Annotated in this window: 20 protein-coding genes; 10 read left to right on the top strand and 10 right to left on the bottom strand. The window is 55.7% G+C overall.

Annotation, left to right across the window (positions count from 1 at the left end):
- Window positions 1-220: 220 nt before the first annotated feature.
- The 3 genes from dtpA (at window position 221) to gstA (ending at window position 3,460) form a co-directional block, all read left to right on the top strand.
- On the top strand, window positions 221-1,726 hold the full coding sequence (gene dtpA / locus FCN45_RS08875; protein WP_137385693.1) for a dipeptide/tripeptide permease DtpA: 1,506 nt from the start codon (window positions 221-223) through the stop codon (window positions 1,724-1,726).
- Window positions 1,727-1,873: 147 nt separating this feature from the next.
- Window positions 1,874-2,755 (top strand): LysR family transcriptional regulator, encoded by an 882-nt coding sequence (locus FCN45_RS08870; protein ID WP_137385692.1) that lies wholly within the window; start codon window positions 1,874-1,876, stop codon window positions 2,753-2,755.
- Between the two features lie 99 nt (window positions 2,756-2,854).
- Complete coding sequence (gene gstA / locus FCN45_RS08865) at window positions 2,855-3,460, top strand: glutathione transferase GstA (RefSeq protein WP_210421281.1); 606 nt, start codon at window positions 2,855-2,857, stop codon at window positions 3,458-3,460.
- 113 nt (window positions 3,461-3,573) lie between these two features.
- Here the strand turns inward: gstA and pdxY are convergent, their stop codons facing one another.
- The 5 genes from pdxY to anmK form a co-directional block, all read right to left on the bottom strand.
- Window positions 3,574-4,434, bottom strand: a complete 861-nt coding sequence (gene pdxY, locus FCN45_RS08860) for a pyridoxal kinase PdxY (protein WP_137385690.1) — start codon at window positions 4,432-4,434, stop codon at window positions 3,574-3,576.
- Between the two features lie 56 nt (window positions 4,435-4,490).
- Complete coding sequence (tyrS, locus tag FCN45_RS08855) at window positions 4,491-5,765, bottom strand: tyrosine--tRNA ligase (RefSeq protein ID WP_008110275.1); 1,275 nt, start codon at window positions 5,763-5,765, stop codon at window positions 4,491-4,493.
- Window positions 5,766-5,904: 139 nt separating this feature from the next.
- Window positions 5,905-6,561 carry a pyridoxamine 5'-phosphate oxidase gene (pdxH, locus tag FCN45_RS08850; protein ID WP_101764536.1) on the bottom strand — a complete coding sequence of 219 codons (657 nt, stop codon included), beginning with the start codon at window positions 6,559-6,561 and terminating at the stop codon, window positions 5,905-5,907.
- A gap of 20 nt (window positions 6,562-6,581) precedes the next feature.
- A complete protein-coding gene (locus tag FCN45_RS08845) occupies window positions 6,582-6,911 on the bottom strand; it encodes an MliC family protein (protein WP_110866045.1) in 330 nt (109 codons plus the stop codon).
- Between the two features lie 9 nt (window positions 6,912-6,920).
- Window positions 6,921-8,042 (bottom strand): anhydro-N-acetylmuramic acid kinase, encoded by a 1,122-nt coding sequence (gene anmK / locus FCN45_RS08840; protein WP_137385689.1) that lies wholly within the window; start codon window positions 8,040-8,042, stop codon window positions 6,921-6,923.
- Window positions 8,043-8,317: 275 nt separating this feature from the next.
- Here anmK and slyB point away from each other — a divergent pair, with 275 nt between their 5' ends.
- Window positions 8,318-8,785 carry an outer membrane lipoprotein SlyB gene (slyB, locus tag FCN45_RS08835; RefSeq protein ID WP_008110282.1) on the top strand — a complete coding sequence of 156 codons (468 nt, stop codon included), beginning with the start codon at window positions 8,318-8,320 and terminating at the stop codon, window positions 8,783-8,785.
- A 40-nt stretch (window positions 8,786-8,825) separates the two neighbouring features.
- Here slyB and slyA read toward each other — a convergent pair whose 3' ends face one another.
- Complete coding sequence (gene slyA, locus FCN45_RS08830; RefSeq protein ID WP_007892783.1) at window positions 8,826-9,263, bottom strand: transcriptional regulator SlyA; 438 nt, start codon at window positions 9,261-9,263, stop codon at window positions 8,826-8,828.
- 151 nt (window positions 9,264-9,414) lie between these two features.
- Here slyA and FCN45_RS08825 point away from each other — a divergent pair, with 151 nt between their 5' ends.
- From FCN45_RS08825 to FCN45_RS08815, 3 genes are read left to right on the top strand one after another with little or no spacing between them, the layout of a single operon-like run.
- Window positions 9,415-9,651, top strand: a complete 237-nt coding sequence (locus tag FCN45_RS08825; protein WP_008110284.1) for a DUF1656 domain-containing protein — start codon at window positions 9,415-9,417, stop codon at window positions 9,649-9,651.
- A 6-nt stretch (window positions 9,652-9,657) separates the two neighbouring features.
- Entirely contained in the window at window positions 9,658-10,515 is an 858-nt protein-coding gene (locus FCN45_RS08820; RefSeq protein WP_137385688.1) for an HlyD family secretion protein, read from the top strand.
- Between the two features lie 7 nt (window positions 10,516-10,522).
- Complete coding sequence (locus tag FCN45_RS08815) at window positions 10,523-12,520, top strand: FUSC family protein (protein WP_137385687.1); 1,998 nt, start codon at window positions 10,523-10,525, stop codon at window positions 12,518-12,520.
- On the opposite strand, the gene FCN45_RS08810 is transcribed toward FCN45_RS08815, so the two are convergent.
- The 4 genes from FCN45_RS08810 to FCN45_RS08795 form a co-directional block, all read right to left on the bottom strand.
- Window positions 12,521-12,988 (bottom strand): hypothetical protein, encoded by a 468-nt coding sequence (locus FCN45_RS08810; protein WP_137385686.1) that lies wholly within the window; start codon window positions 12,986-12,988, stop codon window positions 12,521-12,523.
- Window positions 12,989-13,118: 130 nt separating this feature from the next.
- Window positions 13,119-13,637, bottom strand: a complete 519-nt coding sequence (sodC, locus tag FCN45_RS08805) for a superoxide dismutase family protein (protein WP_101764542.1) — start codon at window positions 13,635-13,637, stop codon at window positions 13,119-13,121.
- Window positions 13,638-13,717: 80 nt separating this feature from the next.
- Complete coding sequence (locus FCN45_RS08800) at window positions 13,718-14,614, bottom strand: aldo/keto reductase family oxidoreductase (RefSeq protein ID WP_137385685.1); 897 nt, start codon at window positions 14,612-14,614, stop codon at window positions 13,718-13,720.
- Between the two features lie 71 nt (window positions 14,615-14,685).
- Complete coding sequence (locus FCN45_RS08795; RefSeq protein WP_008110296.1) at window positions 14,686-14,925, bottom strand: DUF1289 domain-containing protein; 240 nt, start codon at window positions 14,923-14,925, stop codon at window positions 14,686-14,688.
- A gap of 228 nt (window positions 14,926-15,153) precedes the next feature.
- Here FCN45_RS08795 and eptA point away from each other — a divergent pair, with 228 nt between their 5' ends.
- From eptA to FCN45_RS08780, 3 genes are read left to right on the top strand one after another with little or no spacing between them, the layout of a single operon-like run.
- The gene (gene eptA / locus FCN45_RS08790; RefSeq protein WP_137385684.1) at window positions 15,154-16,791 is read left to right on the top strand and encodes a phosphoethanolamine transferase EptA; all 1,638 of its coding nucleotides are present in this window, start codon (window positions 15,154-15,156) and stop codon (window positions 16,789-16,791) included.
- Window positions 16,792-16,830: 39 nt separating this feature from the next.
- A complete protein-coding gene (locus FCN45_RS08785) occupies window positions 16,831-17,427 on the top strand; it encodes a TetR/AcrR family transcriptional regulator (RefSeq protein ID WP_137385683.1) in 597 nt (198 codons plus the stop codon).
- Window positions 17,428-17,476: 49 nt separating this feature from the next.
- Window positions 17,477-18,574 carry an alkene reductase gene (locus tag FCN45_RS08780; protein ID WP_137385682.1) on the top strand — a complete coding sequence of 366 codons (1,098 nt, stop codon included), beginning with the start codon at window positions 17,477-17,479 and terminating at the stop codon, window positions 18,572-18,574.
- Window positions 18,575-18,675: the final 101 nt, after the last annotated feature.

Raw genomic sequence — 18,675 nt, 5'->3', positions numbered from 1 at the left:
CCTCAAGCGAGATTTAACACTGATTTACAACTTTGTATAACGGCATTAACCCTACCTATTGCAAGTATTTCAGCGTGCAGAAAATGCTTGCCCTGTTGGACTGATTCAGCCAAATTAGTCGCCGTTTTTCCTTTCTAATAACAATGTTGCGCGGGATTACCCAGCCCGACGCAGACTTAATTCCTGTCGCAAAACAGGCTATGTTAAAACTGAGGTATACGTGTCAACTGCAAACAAACACACTGACGGGGCGCCAAGCCTCAACGCTTTTAAGCAACCGAAAGCGTTTTATCTGATCTTCTCCATCGAACTGTGGGAACGTTTTGGTTACTACGGCCTGCAAGCCATCATGGCGGTTTACCTGGTTAAACAGCTGGGCATGTCCGAAGCGGACTCCATTACGCTGTTCACCTCGTTTAGCGCGCTGGTGTATGGTTTAGTCGCCATCGGCGGCTGGCTCGGCGATAAAGTGCTGGGTACCAAACGCGTCATCGTGCTCGGCGTAATGGTGCTGGCGCTGGGTTATGCGCTGATTGCCTTCTCCGGCCATGACACCTCAATGGTGTATATCGGCATGGCGACTATCGCGGTAGGTAGCGGTTTGTTTAAAGCTAACCCGTCTTCCCTGCTGTCGACCTGCTACGAGAAAGATGACGCGCGCCTCGACGGTGCCTTCACCATGTTCTACATGTCGATCAACATCGGTTCGCTGTTCTCGATGATGCTGACGCCGTGGCTGGCCGCGAAATATGGCTGGGGCGCCGCGTTCTCGCTGTCGGTTGTCGGTCTGGTGATCACGCTGCTGAACTTCCTGTTCTTCCAGCGTGTCGTGAAAAACTACGGATCCAAGCCGGATTTTGCCCCGCTGCAGATGGGTAAACTGCTGATGACGCTGATTGGCGTGGTAGCACTGATTGCGCTGGCGGCCTGGCTGCTGCATCACCAGAGCATCGCACGTATGACACTGGGCGTCATCGCCGCAGGTATCGTGGTGATCTTCGCCAAAGAAGCCTTCGCGCTGAAGGGGGCCGCACGTCGTAAGATGATCGTGGCCTTCCTGCTGATGGTTGAAGCGATTGTGTTCTTCGTGCTTTACATGCAGATGCCAACCTCACTTAACTTCTTCGCTATCCGCAACGTTGAGCACGCGATTCTCGGCATCACCTTTGAGCCGGAGCAGTTCCAGGCGCTGAACCCGTTTTGGATCATGCTGGCAAGCCCGATTCTGGCCGCGGTGTACAACAAGCTTGGCGATAAAATGCCGATGCCACACAAATTCGCCTTCGGTATGGTGCTGTGTTCAGCGGCCTTCCTGGTGCTGCCGTTTGGTGCCAAATTTGCCAACGAAGCCGGTATCGTCTCAGTGAACTGGCTAATCCTTAGCTATGCGCTGCAGAGCATTGGTGAGCTGATGATTTCCGGTCTGGGCCTGGCAATGGTGGCACAGCTGGTACCACAGCGTTTAATGGGCTTCATCATGGGTTCGTGGTTCCTGACTACCGCGGGTGCGGCAATGATTGCCGGTAAAGTCGCGAACCTGATGGCGGTGCCGAATGATGTGACCGATCCACACATGTCACTGGCGGTCTACAGCCATGTGTTCCAGCAGATTGGTATCGCCACCGGCGTAATCGCCCTGCTGATGTTAATCACCGCGCCACTGCTGAACCGCATGACGCAGGATGATAGTCAAACTGAACTGAAACGCGCCAGCGCCAATAAGTAAGCAGAAAGCCGGGCATGTCCCGGCTTTTTTCTACCGACTATTTCGCCGCCATTCACATTTCCTTTAACGATTTCTGCTACCCACACTTCGCTTTTTGCTCGCTTAACTTCATGATGTCGGCTCACTGTTAATCTGAGTGGAATAAGCATGGACAGGTTTGATGAGCTTGAGGTGTTTGTCGCGGTTATCCAGCAAGGCAGTTTGGCTGGCGCCGCACGTTTGTTACAGCGATCGCCACCGGTGATCACGCGCACCCTCAACACCCTTGAAGCCCGCCTCGCCACCACTTTGATTGAACGCACCACGCGCCAGCTGGCACCCACCGAAGCTGGCTGGCAGCTGTTTGAGCAGGCACAGCGCGTGCTGAGCGATTATCAGCGCGCCATCGACAGCGCTCACCACAGCGGCCTGCATGGCTTGCTGCGTTTAACCGCGCCGGTGCAGTTTGGTCGTCGCCACGTCATGCCCCTGGTGAATGCCTTCCTGCAACAGCATGCGGAGATGCAGATTGAAGTGGTGCTCAGCGACAGCTATCAGGACCTGATCGAAAACGGCCTCGATATCGCGCTGCGCATTGGTGCTCTGCAGGACTCTTCGATGGTGGCGCGTCAGGTTGGCCATGTGCGTTCGACGCTGGTTGCCAGCCCCGACTATCTGCAACAGGCTGGCATGCCTGTTCATCCCACTGAACTGACTCAACATGCGTTAGTGACGAGCCTGCGCCATACACGCGAGTGGCGCTTCGCTCACGACCTGCGCGTGCGCATCACGCCGCGTCTGCGGGTTAATGACGTGGAGAGCCAGCTGGAAGCGCTGCGCAGCGCACACGGCATCGGACGGCTGCTGTCGTATCAGGTTCTCGACGATATCCACAGCGGGAAACTGCTGCGCTTACTGCCAGAATGGGAACCCGCGCCGCTGCCGGTGCAGTTAGTGACCCAGCGTGTGAAGAATATGACGCCTAAAGTGCGGCAATTTTGGGATTTTGCGCTCGAAAAGCTGCCGTTACTGCCATGCTTTGCTGAATAAACCTGAACGGTGACCGCAATTCCTGATCGCAGTCACGGGTAAATATCCCTGGCAGACTTATGCTGCTTTGATCACCACAACACTCAAGGAGAAGCCATGATGAAACTCTATTGTAAGCCCGGTGCCTGTTCGCTATCACCGCATATTGTCGCGCTGGAATGCGGACTCGACTTCACCCAGGTGAACGTGGACCTGCAGAAAAAAGTGACCGAGCAGGGAGAAGATTACTGGCAGATTAACCCGAAAGGACAAGTGCCGGCGCTGCAGTTTGACGATGGCAGCATCCTGACCGAAGGCGTGGCGATTGTGCAGTATCTGGCGGATCTCAAGCCGGATCGCCATCTGCTGGCACCGACCGGCAGCCTGACGCGCTATCACACGCTGGAGTGGTTGAGTTTTGTCAGCAGCGAACTGCACAAAAGTTTTAGCCCGCTGTTCCGTCCGGATACGCCGGAAGAGTACAAAACCATTGCTCGTGCGCAGCTGGAGAAAAAGTATCAGCAGGTGAATGAGGCGTTGCAGGATAAACAGTGGCTGCTGGGATTACGCTTTACCGTTGCCGATGTGTATCTGTTCGTGGTGACGCGCTGGGCTAAAGCCATCAAGCTGGATTCAGCGGGGCTGGATGCGCTGGAAGCCTGGTTTAATCGGGTTGCAGAGCGCCCAGCGGTGCAAGCGGCATTGAAGGCGGAAGGTTTGGTTTAATCCGGCGCTATTCTTCGTCGGGTCGCTATCAGTGCGTACGCCCCAGATCGTTGGATCGTCATTCATGGTGAGCTGAATGGCAGGTGCGCAGGACTGCGCACCTCACGGGGAATTTACAGCTTTTCAGCGGCGAAATGCTGTGTCGGCTTGGCAATCGCATCCTGCGCGGCCACCAACTGCAATTCGTACTCGCCCATTTCGTGGGTTTTCAGCATCACTTCATAAACCGCCGCGGTGATGTGCTCGAGCGCATCCTGCAGCGACTTGCCGTGCAGCAGATCGACCAGCAGCAGACCGCTGGTGAGATCGCCCACGCCAACCGGCTGACGCACGCCAAAGTCCACCAGCGGACGGCTGATGTGCCAGCACTCATCGGCGGTCAACAGCAGCATCTCAAAACGATCGCTACGACGTCCGGCACGCGCCAGATGTTTCACCAGCACCACTTTCGGGCCTTTGCTAATCAGTTCTCGTGCCGCAACCACCGCTTGCTCGACGTTGGCCACTTCATGGCCGCTGAGCATCTCCAGCTCCAGCAGGTTCGGGGCGATGATGTCACTGGCGGGCAACGCCATTTTACAGTGAAACTCCGCCACGCCCGGCGCCACGATGCAGCCTTTCTCCGGATGGCCCATCACCGGATCGCAGAAGAACCACGCATGCGGATTGGCTTCTTTCACCAGACGCACGATCTCCAGAATCTGTTCGCCCTGCTCTGCCGATCCCAAATAGCCGCTCAGCACCGCATCACAGGTTTTCAGGCGGTCAACTGCCGCAATGCCTTTAACGATGTCGGTCAAATGCGTGGCGGGCATTACGGTGCCGGTCCAGTGTCCATATTGGGTGTGATTAGAAAATTGCACGGTATTCAGCGGCCAAACGTTTGCGCCCATGCGGCGCATCGGGAATTCGGCAGCGCTGTTACCGGCGTGTCCGTAAACAACGTGAGATTGAATTGCGAGAATATTTTTCATTTTGCCCTGTACTGCTGTCTTGCCATAAAAAAGGGCCGGAAGCCGGCCCTGAACGCTTACTGCCAGTTAATCAGGCAGTAATGTTTTTTACCGCGACGCAACAACGTGAAACGTCCAAACAGTTTATCGCTGTCGCTGAAACGGTACTCCGCATCTGACTGTTTTTCGCCATTCAGCGATACCGCGTTAGAACCGATCATGGTGCGTGCCTGGCCGCGTGATGGCACCAGCTCAGCGGCCACCAGCGCCTGCTGCAGATCGTCTTCTGCCGTCAGCGTGATAGTTGGCATGCCGTCCTGCGCCAGCTGCTCGAAGTCCGCTTCGGTCATCGCGCTCAGGCTGCCGGAGAACAGGCTCTCGGTGATGCGTTTTGCCGCAGTCAAGCCGCTTTCGCCGTGCACCAGACGCGTCACCTGCTCAGCCAGCACGTATTGCGCGCGGGGCGCTGTGCCGCTGTTTTTGTCTTCTTCTTCCAGCGCATTGATCTCTTCAATGCTCATGAAGGTGAAGAACTTCAGGAAGCGATATACGTCGGCATCCGCAGTGTTGATCCAGAACTGGTAGAACTTGTATGGACTGGTTTTCTTCGCATCCAGCCACACTGCGCCACCTTCAGTTTTACCGAACTTGGTGCCGTCAGACTTGGTGATCAGCGGTACGGTCAAGCCCCACGCCTGCTGCTGATGCAGACGACGCGTCAGATCGATACCGGAGGTGATGTTGCCCCACTGATCGGAACCGCCAATCTGTAACACCACATCGTGACGCTTGTTCAGCTCCGCAAAGTCATAACCCTGCAGCAGGTTGTAGGAGAACTCAGTGTAAGAGATGCCCTGATCTTCGCGGTTCAGACGCTGTTTCACCGCTTCGCGGTTGATCATCTGATTCACAGAGAAGTGCTTACCGATGTCGCGCAGGAAGGTCAGCACGTTCATGCCGCCAAACCAGTCGTAGTTGTTCGCGGCAATCGCGCTGTTGTCGCCGCAATCGAAGCTGAGGAAAGGCGCGACCTGGTTGCGGATCTTATCCACCCACTCGCCAACGGTTTCAGCGGTGTTAAGTTTACGTTCTGCTGCTTTAAAGCTGGGATCGCCAATCAGACCGGTGGCACCACCCACCAGCGCGACCGGCTTGTGTCCGGCATCCTGAAAACGTTTCAGGCAGAGCAGCGGCACCAGATGGCCCAAATGCAAGCTATCAGCGGTAGGATCGAAGCCGCAATAGAGTGCAATTGGCCCTTGCGCCAGTCGCTCTGCTAACGCTTCTTCATCCGTTACCTGGGCGACTAAGCCCCTTTCTTGCAATTGTTGTATCAGGTTACTGCTGGTCATCACTGACTCCAAATTGATCAGACTGCACCTAGGCTGGTACACAGCTTTCCGCTGACGTGCGGAGACGAAAAAAATGAGGGCTATAGCATAAAGCGCTGACGCCAACTGCGCCAGCGTTGAAAGGGGATAAAACGCAGTTTTACGGGGCTAAACGGTCAATCGACCAGCCATTGTCATTACGCTGGTAGAGGAAGCGATCGTGCAGACGATGTTCGCCGCCCTGCCAGAACTCCACGGTGTGGAATCTGACACGGTAGCCGCCCCAGAAACTCGGCAGCGGCACGTCGCCCTGCTGGAATTTCTGTTTGAGTTCGAGGAACTTGCCTTCCAGCACGCCGCGCGCCGAGATGCGGCTTGATTGCTTCGACACCCATGCGCCAATCTGGCTATCACGCGGGCGGCTGCTGAAGTACTTCAGTACCTCCAGCGGCGACAGTTTTTCCACTTCGCCCAGCACCATCACCTGACGCTCAAGGAAGTGCCATGGAAAGTGCAGCGAAATACGCGGATTCTCTGCCAGCTGCAGCGCCTTGCGGCTGCCGAGATTGGTATAGAACACCATGCCTTGCTCGTCGTAATGCTTCAGCAGCACGATGCGCTGATAAGGTTGGCCGCTGCTGTCAACGGTGGCGACCGTCATTGCCGTCGGATCCGGCAACTGCGCGGTGCAGGCCTGCTGCAGCCACTGCTCAAACAGCGCCAAAGGGTTATCGGGCAGATCTTTACGTCGCAGCCCGCCGCGGGTGTATTCACGACGCAGATGGGCAATATGTTGCAAGCTGTCACTGTCGCTCATGCTGTTTCTCTTTCTCACGTTTACTGAACGGAGGTATCCGCGTTCTGCAATTCACAATCATTAATCACGATTTTGTTATTACGTTCAACAAAAGCGCCATTGCCTTTTGACCAGAAGACGTAAGTGCCGTCGCTGTAGCGCGCGCCAGAGGCCGACACCGTTTGTGCCAGCGTCAGGGGCTTACCATCCAGAATAAAGCTCACCTGCTGCTTCGCGTTATCCTGAGTGACCGTCAGCGGCAAAGTCCCGCACTGATAGCGCAGCTGTTGCGGTGCCTCTTCCTGCTTATGCATCATGCCGCAGCCACTTAATAGCGCCACGCTGCTCAGTATCATCATTATGTTTTTCATTTTTACCTCTTAACGACCAAGTCGGGGATTGGCGGGGTAAATTGCGCCCAATACGCTCATGTCCCGCGCGCCCGTTACCGCCGGCAGGTTGCCCGGTAACCCATTTAATGTGCGAAACGCCAGCCACGCAAAGGCCAGCGCTTCCATATCATCACCGCTGATGCCCGCTTCGTCGGTGGTACCGACTTCCGTTCCCGACAGATGCGTGGCCAGCCGCGCCATCAGCAGTGGATTTCGGCTGCCTCCGCCGCAGACCAACAGACGATCGCAACCGTCGTTGAGCTGCACCTGCTGCGCAATGGTTAACGCCGTCAGCTCGGTCAGCGTGGCCTGTACATCCTGTGGTGCCAGCGCCGGGAAGCGCTGCAGCTGCTGCTCGATCCAGCTGAGATTAAAATATTCGCGCCCGGTGCTTTTTGGCGGCGGCAGGGCAAACCACGGATCGCTGAGCATCAACTCCAGTAGCGCTGGAACCACCTGACCGCTGCGCGCCCAGGCAGCATCTTTGTCGTACGGCAAACCTTTATTGCGCCAAATCCACGCATCGATCAGCATATTGCCCGGCCCGGTATCAAAACCGCGTACCGGCTGGCCGGGGATCAGCAGTGACAGATTAGCGATGCCGCCGATGTTCAGCACCATGCGGCGCTCAACGCTGTCCATCAACAGCGCCTGATGGAAAGCCGGCACCAGCGGCGCGCCCTGGCCGCCGAGCGCCATGTCGCGGCGTCGAAAGTCCCCAATCACCGTGACGCCGGTTGCCGCCGCGATCTGGTTGTTATCGCCAATTTGCAGTGTATTCGGCGCATCACTTTGCGGCTCATGCCACACCGTTTGTCCGTGGCAGCCAATCGCCATGATGTCGCTGGCCTCCAGCGACTGCTGGTGCATCAAGGTTAAAACCGCCTCGGCGAACAGCTTGCCCAGCCGCGTATCCAGGTGCCCGAGCTGCGACAGCGTCAAGGTTTGCCCCTGACAAATGGCCAGCACCTGCTGGCGCAATTCCTGCGGGATGGGATGACAATAGCTGGCCTGCTGCGCCACCATTTGACCATCAATGGCCGCCAGTACCACGTCCACGCCATCAAGGCTGGTGCCGGACATCACGCCAATATAGCGTCCTGATTTCATAGCGGTTCACTCCCTTAACATCGTCTGGCTTAAGCCTGGCAAATTACCGGGTCTAATTCTATGATAAAATTCCGCTTTTCAGCGTCACTGCACAGTGCATTCCAGCTCAGCAATATTTTCGTTGGGCGATTGAATTTTTGTTGAGGGACGATGGTCTATGCTTCGCCCCAGCCGCGTTTTATACGGACTTAGCGTCATTTGCCAGTTTTCTGTCTTATACTCTGTGCAGTACAGGATGAGAAATATGGCGTTTTTTTGCATTAAGGAGCGTTCTGATGATTAAGCGTTTTGTAGCCGTGGCGTTGACCGGCTTAACTCTGGCAGGTTGTGCCAACGACAGCACCCTTTCCGGTGACGTTTACAGCGCCAGCGAAGCTAAACAAGTACAAAGTGTTTCCTATGGCACGCTGGTTTCTGTTCGTCCGGTGAAAATCCAGGGCGGCGATGAAAACAACGTGATTGGCGCAATTGGTGGTGCAGTACTGGGCGGTTTCCTCGGTAACACCATTGGCGGCGGCAGCGGTCGCAGTCTGGCAACCGCTGGCGGTGCGGTACTCGGTGGCGTAGCCGGTCAGGGCGTTCAGGGTGCGGTCAACAAATCTGACGGTGTCGAGCTGGAAATCCGCAAGGATGATGGTAACACCATCATGGTGGTGCAGAAGCAAGCTGCCACCCGCTACTCGGTTGGCCAGCGCGTCGTGATGGCGTCAAACGGCAGCCAGGTTACCGTTTCGCCTCGTTAAGCGGACAGATAAAAAAAACCGACGCCTGGCGTCGGTTTTTTTATTTCTCGCGGTTATGAAACTCAAGAATGTTTTTTTCCAGCCGCGCAATCAGCGTCACCATCTGATTGATCTCCTCCAGGCTGATGCCGGAAAGGATGTCATCGCGCGTGGCATCAATCACATTCTCAACCTGCTCGATAATCGGCTCAGCCTGCTTGGTCAACTTGATGCGCTTGGCGCGACGATCGTTGGCGCAGGTCGCGCGGGTGATCAATCCTTTCTCTTCCAGCTGATCCAGCGTGCGCACCAATGAAGGCTGCTCAATGCCGATCGCTTTGGCCAGCTGAATTTGAGACTGCTCTGGCGGGAGTTGATGAATATTGTGTAGCGTCACCCAGTGTGTTTGTGTCAACTCAAGCGGTTTCAAGCGCTGATCGATTAACGCGCGCCAAATGCGCACCAGACGAGACAGATCGGTTCCCAAGGGCGTATCCATTGCATCTCCTTATAATTAGCTTGCTAGCTATTAAGCCAGATTTTACACTATTCTGCGAGTTTACCTGGCAAATTACAAATACCAGGCCTGCATATACGCTTGCCGTCTACGCGCTATTTAGATGATTCCCGGTCAAAAAGGATGATGACACGTGTCCCTAACCGCCTTTTCCCCCAGCGCCCCGCTTACCGACCTGGTGTTCGGTGCGTCGCTGTTTTTTCCGCCGCTGTTTAAAGCGGTGTTACTCGGTTTCTTTTTCTGGTTGTTGATTCACCCGCTGATACGCGGCTGGATCTACTCTGGCGATGTCTGGCATCCCACCTTGATGGACCTTTCCCTGTTTGTACTGTGCGTCGCTGGCGCATTGTGGTTACTGAGCCTCGGATAAATCACTATGAAATTCAACCCTTTTAAATATTTTTCAACCCTGGTGATTTTTGCGCTGGCCCTGCTTGCCGGAGGGTGGATGTGGAATTACTACATGCAATCGCCATGGACGCGTGACGGCAAAGTGCGCGCCGAGCTGGTGGATATCACGCCGGAAGTGTCCGGTCGCATCATCGCTCTGGAAGTGCGCGACAATCAGTTTGTGCATAAAGGCGACGTGCTGCTGAAGCTCGATCCGGTGCCGTGGCAAATTGCGCAGGCCAATGCCGAAGCCCAACTGGCTAAAGCGCAGGCCGATCTGGCCAAAGCGCAGCATGAAGCCAATCGCCGCGCCAGCCTGCCGCGCAACGTTATTTCAGCGGAAGATATGGATGCCGCCCGCTTAACCGCCAATGCCGCCGCAGCGACGGCAAAAGCGGCGCAGGCTAGCCTCGATCAGGCACGCTGGAATCTTGAGCAAACCACCATTACCGCGCCCACCGATGGCTGGATCAGCAACCTGACGCTGCGCACCGGCAACTATGCCAGCGCCGGTACGCCGCTGTTTGCCCTGGTCGACAGCCACTCTTATTACGTGATGGGCTATTTCGAAGAGACCAAGCTGCGCCATATTCAGCCCGGCGCTGCCGCGCAAATTGTGTTGTACAGCAACGGCGCGCACTTGCAGGGTTCAGTGGAAAGTATCGGACGCGCCATTTATGACCAAAGCGTCGCCAGCGATGGCGGGCTGGTGCCCGATATCAAGCCTAACGTGCCTTGGGTGCGCCTGGCGCAGCGCGTGCCGGTGCGTATTCGCTTAGACGCGTTGCCGGAAGGTGTGCCGCTGGTGGCAGGCACCACCTGCACCATCTCCATCGCCCACTGAGGTTGTGATGAATTTTCAGTGGCTGGCCTGGCAAAATCTGCCGTGGATAAAAGCAAGTTGGGGCGAGTGGCGCTACGCGCTGCGTAATGGCATCGCGATGTGTCTCGCCTTGACCATCGCCTATGCGCTGCAACTCGATCAACCTTACTGGGCCATGACCTCGGCGGCGGTGGTGAGTTTTCCCACCGTCGGCGGCGCCATCAGTAAAAGTCTGGGGCGCATCGTTGGCAGTTTGCTCGGTGCCAGCGCCGCGCTGCTGATCGCCGGACACACGCTGAACGAACCCTGGCTGTTTGCCTTTTTCATGGCCGGGTGGCTGGCGTTCTGTACCTGGATCGCCAATCACTACCAAAATAACGTGGCCTACGCGTTTTCGCTGGCGGGTTATACCGCCGCCATCATCGCTTTTAGCAGCGTCAACATCACCGATGTCACTCAGCTGTGGGATATCGCCCAGGCGCGCGTGTGCGAAGTGATCTCCGGCATCCTGTGTGCCGGATTGATGATGATGATTCTGCCCAGCACCTCAGATGGCAACGCGCTGATGAGTTCACTGCGTCAGATGCACGCGCGTTTGCTGGATCATGCGGTGTTATTACTGCAGCAAAGCAGCACTGATAACGTGCGCACCGCCCATGAGAATGTCATTAGCCAGATTCTCACCATGAACCTGCTGCGCATTCAGGCATTCTGGAGCCACTATCGCTTCCGCCGCCAGAACAACGTGCTGAACTATGTGCTGCACCAGCAGCTGCGTCTCACCAGCGTACTCTCCAGCCTGCGCCGCATGTTGCTGAACTGGCCCGATGCGCCACCCGAACTTTACGACGCCATGGCCAAACTGTTGCAGGAACTGGCGCAGCCGCAGTGCGACAAATACCGTTTGGCGCTGATTATGCGTGGCATCACGCCATCAGCAACCGGTGATTACCGTCAACGCGCCTTCGTCCAGCGACTGCGTTATTTCTGCTGGGTGTATCTCAATGTGAATCGCTGGATTCGCCTGATTGAACGCGCCGATGCCGATACCCGTTTTCAGCCGCCATATGCGCCCTCGCTGGCGCGCGAAAGCGACAGTGCTGAAGCCGGCTGGAGCGCGCTGCGCACCTTCAGCGTCATCATGCTGGGCTGCGCCTTTTGGATCACCACGCAATGGGATTCCGGTGCCGCCGCCCTGACGCTTACCGCCATCGCCTGCGTGCTATACTCCTCCGCGCCCTCGCCCAGTGGCAGCGTCTCGCTGTTGCTGAAAACCTTGCTGTGGCTGTCGCTGTTTAGCTTTGTGCTGCAGTTTGGTTTGATGGTGCAAATCAGCGCGCTGTGGCAGTTTTTACTGGTGCTATTCCCGCTGCTGCTCACCTTGCAGTTGTTCAAACTGCAGCAGAAGAAACGCGCCGGGATGTGGGGGCAATTCATTGTTTTTATGGGATCCTTTATCGCCGTCACCAATCCGCCGGACTGGGATTATCAAAGCTTCCTCAATGATAATATCGCCAAGGTGTGCGGCGTAATGCTAGCGTGGCTGGCGTTTCAGGTGCTGCGTCCCAGTTCCGATGCGCGTCGCAGTCGTCGGCATATTCGTGCCCTGCGCCATGCGTTTCTCGATCAGCTTCGCCGCCATCCGCGCCTGAGTGAAAGCCACTTTGAATCGCAGATTTATCATCACATCAGTCAGCTCAGTAACAGTCGTGACGAGCAGGCGCGTGTCTGGCTGCTGCGCTGGGGCGTGGTGTTACTGAACTGTTCCCACATTGTCTGGCAGCTGCGCGAATGGCAGCCGACGTCGGCTACGCTCAGGCAAATGCGTGATAGCAGCCTGCAGGATCTGCAACGAATTATAAGTCTGCGCGGCGTGCATCACACCGCGCTGCAGGCCACGCTGGATGAGCTGGAAACCCTGATTGAGCAACTGCAGCAACAGGAGAGCGAAGCCAATACGCTGGCGGGCATTTTGTGGCGCCTGCGCTGCTCACTGGCCCAGTTAGTACAGGCGGTACCGGATTGATTACTGACAATATTGCGTGGTCTGACGATTAAAATCATCCTGCAACTGCTGCAGCGATTTCTGTCCTTCAAAGCGGGTTTTATCCTGATCGGACATCGGTTCAATCACCAGCGCCTTCTCCTCTGAAGAGTAGATAAAGCGGCGAGACAAAGTGGTGCCGGTGAAACTTTTGCCCTGAATACCGCCGCACACCACTGTCATCGCATGACGATAAGTTTCGCTGTGGGTGAAGTTGGTTTCGGTGGCGCTGCGCAAAACATTTTCGCAGCCATTGGCTTCGAGCCGATGAAGGGTGTGCTGGGTCAGCCATTCACGGCCACGCGCAATCTTCTCACAGCCGACGCGCAGCGGATTGGTATCAATGGTGCGTTGCAGTTGTCGACTGGCATCTAAACGCAGCTGTGTGTCGTTGGGTTGATCGCATCCCACCAGCAATAAACATAACAACATCATCCCACGCGCTTTCATTTCTGCCCCTGAAGGTTTTATTCCTGAATCAATATCATAGGATGGAAAAACCGCGGAGAGTAGCAAGAAAATGGGTCAACTTTTTTCAGCGTGAGGAAAGGGGGGCGACAAGCTGCTGCCGCCCAAAGCATTAAATTACGCCGCAGGCAAAACGCGCCCCGCCGCCGCCAAGCGGTTGCGGATGGTCGGCATGATTATCGCCGCCCACATGCACCATCAAGGCTTTACCTTTGATTTCACTCAGGGATTTGATGCGTGGCGCAACGACCGGATACGTCGCCTTGCCATCTTCTGTGACAAACAGCGCGGGTAAGTCGCCAAGGTGACCATCGGCATACGGGCCAAGATGCTTGCCGGTTTTTTGCGGATCGAGATGTCCGCCCGCCGCACCGGCCGCCACCGTTTTACCGTCCGACTCGCCCGGTTCACAGCTGCCTTTAGCATGGACGTGGAAACCATGAATGCCGGGTTTCAGGCCGCTTAACGCTGGGGTAAATTGCACACCGTATGGCGTTTCGCTAAGCGTGACGGTGCCAATCGCTGCCCCGATGCCTTGCGCCGTGGTTTCATGCAACGTGACTTCTTCTGACGCCGCCTGCGCACCCGCCGCGCAGGCCAGAGCCAGCATAACAATGAGGGTTTTCTTCATAACGTCTCCTTACGGTTAGATTCCCTCTAAGCCTGGACTGCTTTCATCCAGGCTGCCGTAATTTGACGCAGCTTTACGCTTTAGGGCACATCGTAGCCGATGGCGGCTTTACGGATGCGGAACCATTGCTGGCGATCCAGCGTCAATTGGCACGCGCCAACCGCCTCTTTAACACGTTCGATTTTACCTGATCCAATAATCGGCAGCGGACGGCTTGGCAGTTTCATCACCCATGCATACACCACCTGCTCGATATTGCTGGCGCCGATCTCCTGCTTAACCTGCTCCAGCTCATCGCGCAGCGGCTGATAATGCGGATCGTTAAACAGGCGACCGCCGCCGAGGCATGACCACGCCATTGGGCGAATGCGATTTTGCTGGCACTGATCGAGTGAGCCATCCAGCAGCGACGTTTGCTCCAGCGGAGAGATCTCCAGTTGATTGGTGACCAGACTGAACGGCAAACGCGATTGCAGCAGCGTGAACTGCGAGGCGGTGAAGTTGGAGACGCCAAAATGGCGTACTTTGCCGCTCTGATGCAGCGCCGTAAAGGCTTCGGCAATCTCATCCGCGTCCATCAACGGATCCGGGCGATGAATCAATAGCAAATCGAGGTAATCGGTATGGAAATGGCGCAGCGAATTTTCGGCGCTGTGCAGAATATGGCTGGCTTCGGTGATGTAGTGACCAATGCGGTGTTCAGGCTTTGCGCGCGTCGCAATGCCGCATTTGGTGACGATTTGCAGCTTCTCACGCAACCCTGGCGCGAGGCGCAGCGCGGCACCAAAGGCGGCTTCACATTGGTAATCGCCGTAGATGTCGGCGTGATCGACGGTGGTGATGCCCAGCGCTAAATGGTGCTCAATAAATTGCACCACTTGCTGCGGCGTCATGCCCCACTCCATTAAACGCCAGTAACCGGCGATCAGCGGTGAAAATGAGGGTCCCTGCGGTGCAATAGCCTGCGCTTGTAACATGGTTAAACTCCCAAAACACGGTTCCAGATGACGAAAGCGGGAGTATAACGGAAAGGCAAATCATCGTTTTCTTAAAACAGTTCCGGTTGTTGTGGATCATGATCTTCATCCACTTTTTGCTGCCGCTGCAGGCGCAAAAAGCGTTGCCGGCACAAGCGCAGCACATCGCGCTTTTGCGCATCGCTGAATTTCATCCAGTTAAAGCGCTCTTCCCGGCTACGTAAACAGCCACGACAATAGCCACGCGCGTCACTCTGGCAAATACCACGACACGGGCTGGGAACGGGGAAGAACTCAAGTTGCTCGGCCACATCCACTCCGCAATTAACATCTCATATCATATTGATAACAGCTTAATGACATTGTGCAAAGCGTAGACGCCCATTGTGCATAATCAAGCCATTACGCTGTCTGGTTACGCCTGTTTACCAAATAGCCAGCATTTATCGGATTTGGATGGTTTATGTTTACTCTTGGTTAAGGTTTTCCTCAGCTTGTCTTCATACGATTGTCACACGACTTCTTACCGTTGAGTTTTCATGAGATTCCCGACCACCCTGCAGTGCGGCACCAGCGGATTTAACCTTATCGCAGCGCTGTTCTTCACATTAGTTTTGAATGCCCTGTTCTTGCTGCGTGCCTGGGAAATGATTCCTTACGATCATCCCCACGATTATCTGTTCGCCGCCAGTATTCCGCTGGTGCTGGCCTCGGCTTTCTATTTTATTTTCTCACTTGCTGCCTGGCCTTATCTGCGCAAGCCGTTGCTGATTGTGCTGGTGTTCGTCAGCGCCGCCGCCAATTACTTCATGCACAGTTTTGGCACGGTGATCGACACCAATATGATGCAAAACGTCTTCGAATCCGACCCGCAGGAAGCCTCAGCGTTGTTTAGCAGCCGCTATCTACTCTGGATGCTATTGATGGGAATGGTGCCGGTGGCGTTGATTTGCGGCGTGCGTATTCGTCGTGGACCGCGCTGGTGGTGGAATCTGCTGCAACGCCTGACGGGCGCACTGGGCGCAATATTGGTGATACTGCTGATGGCGGCGCTGTTTTACAAAGATTACGCCTCGCTGATTCGCAATAATAAAAACCTGATCAAGATGATTACTCCGGCCAATATCGTCAGCGGCACCGGCCACTATGTCGATCAACGCTATCTGCAAGGTAGCCAGGCGCTGGTGAAAATCGGTGAAGATGCTCATAAAGGTGCGTTAATCTCCGCCGCAACCCGTAAAACGCTGGTGGTGTTAGTGGTAGGCGAAACGGCGCGCGCCGAGAACTTCTCGTTGGGTGGTTACGCGCGAGATACCAATCCAGAACTAAAAAAACAGCAGGTGATTTACTATCCCAACGCCAGTTCCTGTGGCACAGAAACCGCCATCTCGGTGCCCTGTATGTTCTCGAATATGCCTCGCATGCATTACGACGCCAATCTGGCGCACCACCAGGAAGGCGTACTCGACATCCTCGCCCATGCGGGCGTAAGCGTACTGTGGCGCGAAAATGATGGTGGCTGTAAAGGCGCCTGTGACCGCGTGCCGCACACCGATATGACGCAGTGGAAACTGCCGCAATATTGTCACGATGGTTTTTGCCAGGATGAGGTGTTGCTGCATCGTCTTGATAACTATGTTGCCAGCCTGCACAACGACGGCATTATCGTGCTGCATCAGATGGGCAGCCACGGCCCAGCCTATTATCAGCGTTATCCGGCTGAGTTCCGCCGTTTCACGCCCACCTGCGACAGCAAGCAGATTCAGGATTGCGATCATCAGGCGCTGGTGAATACTTACGATAACTCGCTGCTGTATAGCGACGACATGCTGAGCCGCACCATCGATAAGCTTAAAGGCCTAAGCGATCGCTTCAATGTGGCGCTGGTTTATCTCTCCGATCACGGCGAATCGCTTGGCGAGCGCGGGATGTATCTGCACGGCGCGCCTTACCTGTTTGCGCCTGCGCAGCAAACACACATTCCTCTGCTGATGTGGATGTCACCTGGATACGCGGCGGCGTACCACATCAATGATACCTGTTTACGCCAGCAAGCGGCTGACGCCAAGGTTTCGCAAGATAATCTTTTCCATACGGTTTTAGGCATGTTCAATATCCAGACGCAGCAGTATCAGCCGCAGCTAGACATGATCAGATCGTGCCAAACTGCCGCCTGAGGGTTGCGTTAGACTGACTGGTCTAATAACCTGCCCCCCATGAATAAGACTCTGCAACGCAACGATACCCGTGAACACCTGCTCGCTATTGGCGAGCAGGTTTGTTTACAGCGCGGCTTTACCGGCATGGGTTTGATCGAGATGCTGGCGCTGGCGGAAGTCACTAAAGGCTCGTTCTACCACTATTTTGGTTCAAAAGAGGCCTTTGGTGTGGCGCTGATTGAGCGCTACTTCAGCCATTTCCAGCAGCAGATTGATCAGCAGTTGAGTCTGCCCGATTTAACGCCGACCGAGCGCCTGTTAGCGCATTTCCGCTATGGCGAACGGCTGTTTATCGAGCAAGGTCATATTGTTGGCTGTCTTGGCGTAAAGTTGTCAGCCGAAGTGTGCGATCTCTCTGAGCCGATGCGCGATGCACTGCAACAGGGTGCCAACGCCATTATCGCTGCCTACACGCGCTGTTTGAATGAGGTGGCGGCTGAGCAGCCGCTGCCGTTTGGGCAAACGCCGCAGCAGCTGGCGCAGCGCTGCTACTTGCTGTGGCTCGGAGCCAGTTTGCAGAGCAAAATTTCCCGAGAGCCGGGCCCGATTAGCCTGGCACTCGACACCATCGAACAGTGGCTGATAAGTCACTGATTTTTAAAACCCCATTGACTAGACGACCGGTCTTCCTGGAGCAATCAATATGGCGAGTAAGCAGCTGTTCTCCCCACTTAAAGTGGGCGCGATTACCGTACCGAACCGCATTTTCATGGCCCCGTTGACGCGTCTGCGCAGCATTGAGCCGGGCGATATCCCTACGCCGCTGATGGCAGAATATTATCAACAGCGCGCCAGTGCCGGTTTGATCATCACCGAAGCCACCCAGATCTCTTTCCAGGCGAAAGGCTATGCCGGTGCGCCGGGTCTGCACACACAGCAGCAAATTGCCGCGTGGAAAGTGATTAACGAAGGCATTCATGCCGCCAACGGTCACAGCGCTGTACAACTGTGGCACACCGGCCGCATATCTCATAACAGCGTGCAGCCCGAAGGCAAAGCGCCGGTCGCCCCATCCCCACTGGCGGCAGGTACGCGCACGTCCCTGCGCGCCGCGGATGGTTCTGTTTATCGTGAAGACACCTCCGTGCCACGCGAGTTGTCAGTGGCTGAAATTCAGCAAATCGTAAAAGATTTTGGTCAGGCCGCCGCCAATGCGCGCGAAGCCGATTTCGACCTGCTGGAGCTGCACTCCGCGCACGGCTATCTGATGCACCAGTTCCTCGCACCAGGTTCAAACCAGCGTACCGATGAGTACGGCGGTTCGATTGAAAAGCGTGGCCGTTTCGCGCTGGAAGTGGTGGATGCGGCGATTGCCAACTGGTCTGCCGATCGTATTGGTATCCGCGTTTCGCCAATCGGTGCTTTCCAGAATCTGGACAATGGCCCGGAAGAAGAAAAAGCGGCGCTGTGGTATATCGCCGAGCTGGGCAAACGCAGCATCGCCTATCTGCACCTTTCTGAGCCAGACTGGGCGGGCGGACAGCCTTACAGCGATGCATTCCGTGAAAAAGTGCGTGCCCTGTTCCCAGGCGTGATCATCGGTGCCGGTGCTTACACCGTTGAGAAAGCCGACGATCTGATTGCGCGTGGCCTGATTGACGCCGTAGCCTTTGGTCGCGACTTTATCGCCAACCCGGATCTGGTTGCCCGTCTGCAGCAGGATGCGCCACTCAATCCGCAGCGTCCTGAGAGTTTTTACGGTGGCGGCGCGGAAGGTTATACCGATTATCCAACCCTGTAAGAAAATGGCTGCCGCGGCGGATAGGCGGCAGCGTTATTTCATCAGTGTGTATACTAAGTTGCTTGTCATGCACTGATGACGTTTTAAAAAAAGAGGATGTT

It is taken from the genome of Pantoea sp. SO10, assembly GCF_005281435.1.
Taxonomy (GTDB): Bacteria; Pseudomonadota; Gammaproteobacteria; order Enterobacterales; family Enterobacteriaceae; genus Pantoea; species Pantoea leporis.
This window is presented reverse-complemented; position numbering and strand designations above follow the sequence as displayed.

Excerpts from the sequence above, each read along its gene's own strand:
- FCN45_RS08785 (WP_137385683.1), top strand. The coding sequence starts at position 16,831 with ATGAATAAGACTCTGCAACGCAACGATACCCGTGAACACCTGCTCGCT.
- pdxY (WP_137385690.1), bottom strand. The coding sequence starts at position 4,434 with ATGAAAAATATTCTCGCAATTCAATCTCACGTTGTTTACGGACACGCC.
- FCN45_RS08820 (WP_137385688.1), top strand. The coding sequence starts at position 9,658 with ATGAAATTCAACCCTTTTAAATATTTTTCAACCCTGGTGATTTTTGCG.
- FCN45_RS08870 (WP_137385692.1), top strand. The coding sequence starts at position 1,874 with ATGGACAGGTTTGATGAGCTTGAGGTGTTTGTCGCGGTTATCCAGCAA.
- gstA (WP_210421281.1), top strand. The coding sequence starts at position 2,855 with ATGAAACTCTATTGTAAGCCCGGTGCCTGTTCGCTATCACCGCATATT.
- pdxH (WP_101764536.1), bottom strand. The coding sequence starts at position 6,561 with ATGAGCGACAGTGACAGCTTGCAACATATTGCCCATCTGCGTCGTGAA.
- FCN45_RS08800 (WP_137385685.1), bottom strand. The coding sequence starts at position 14,614 with ATGTTACAAGCGCAGGCTATTGCACCGCAGGGACCCTCATTTTCACCG.
- tyrS (WP_008110275.1), bottom strand. The coding sequence starts at position 5,765 with ATGACCAGCAGTAACCTGATACAACAATTGCAAGAAAGGGGCTTAGTC.
- sodC (WP_101764542.1), bottom strand. The coding sequence starts at position 13,637 with ATGAAGAAAACCCTCATTGTTATGCTGGCTCTGGCCTGCGCGGCGGGT.
- FCN45_RS08810 (WP_137385686.1), bottom strand. The coding sequence starts at position 12,988 with ATGAAAGCGCGTGGGATGATGTTGTTATGTTTATTGCTGGTGGGATGC.
- slyB (WP_008110282.1), top strand. The coding sequence starts at position 8,318 with ATGATTAAGCGTTTTGTAGCCGTGGCGTTGACCGGCTTAACTCTGGCA.
- eptA (WP_137385684.1), top strand. The coding sequence starts at position 15,154 with ATGAGATTCCCGACCACCCTGCAGTGCGGCACCAGCGGATTTAACCTT.
- anmK (WP_137385689.1), bottom strand. The coding sequence starts at position 8,042 with ATGAAATCAGGACGCTATATTGGCGTGATGTCCGGCACCAGCCTTGAT.
- FCN45_RS08845 (WP_110866045.1), bottom strand. The coding sequence starts at position 6,911 with ATGAAAAACATAATGATGATACTGAGCAGCGTGGCGCTATTAAGTGGC.
- slyA (WP_007892783.1), bottom strand. The coding sequence starts at position 9,263 with ATGGATACGCCCTTGGGAACCGATCTGTCTCGTCTGGTGCGCATTTGG.
- FCN45_RS08780 (WP_137385682.1), top strand. The coding sequence starts at position 17,477 with ATGGCGAGTAAGCAGCTGTTCTCCCCACTTAAAGTGGGCGCGATTACC.
- FCN45_RS08815 (WP_137385687.1), top strand. The coding sequence starts at position 10,523 with ATGAATTTTCAGTGGCTGGCCTGGCAAAATCTGCCGTGGATAAAAGCA.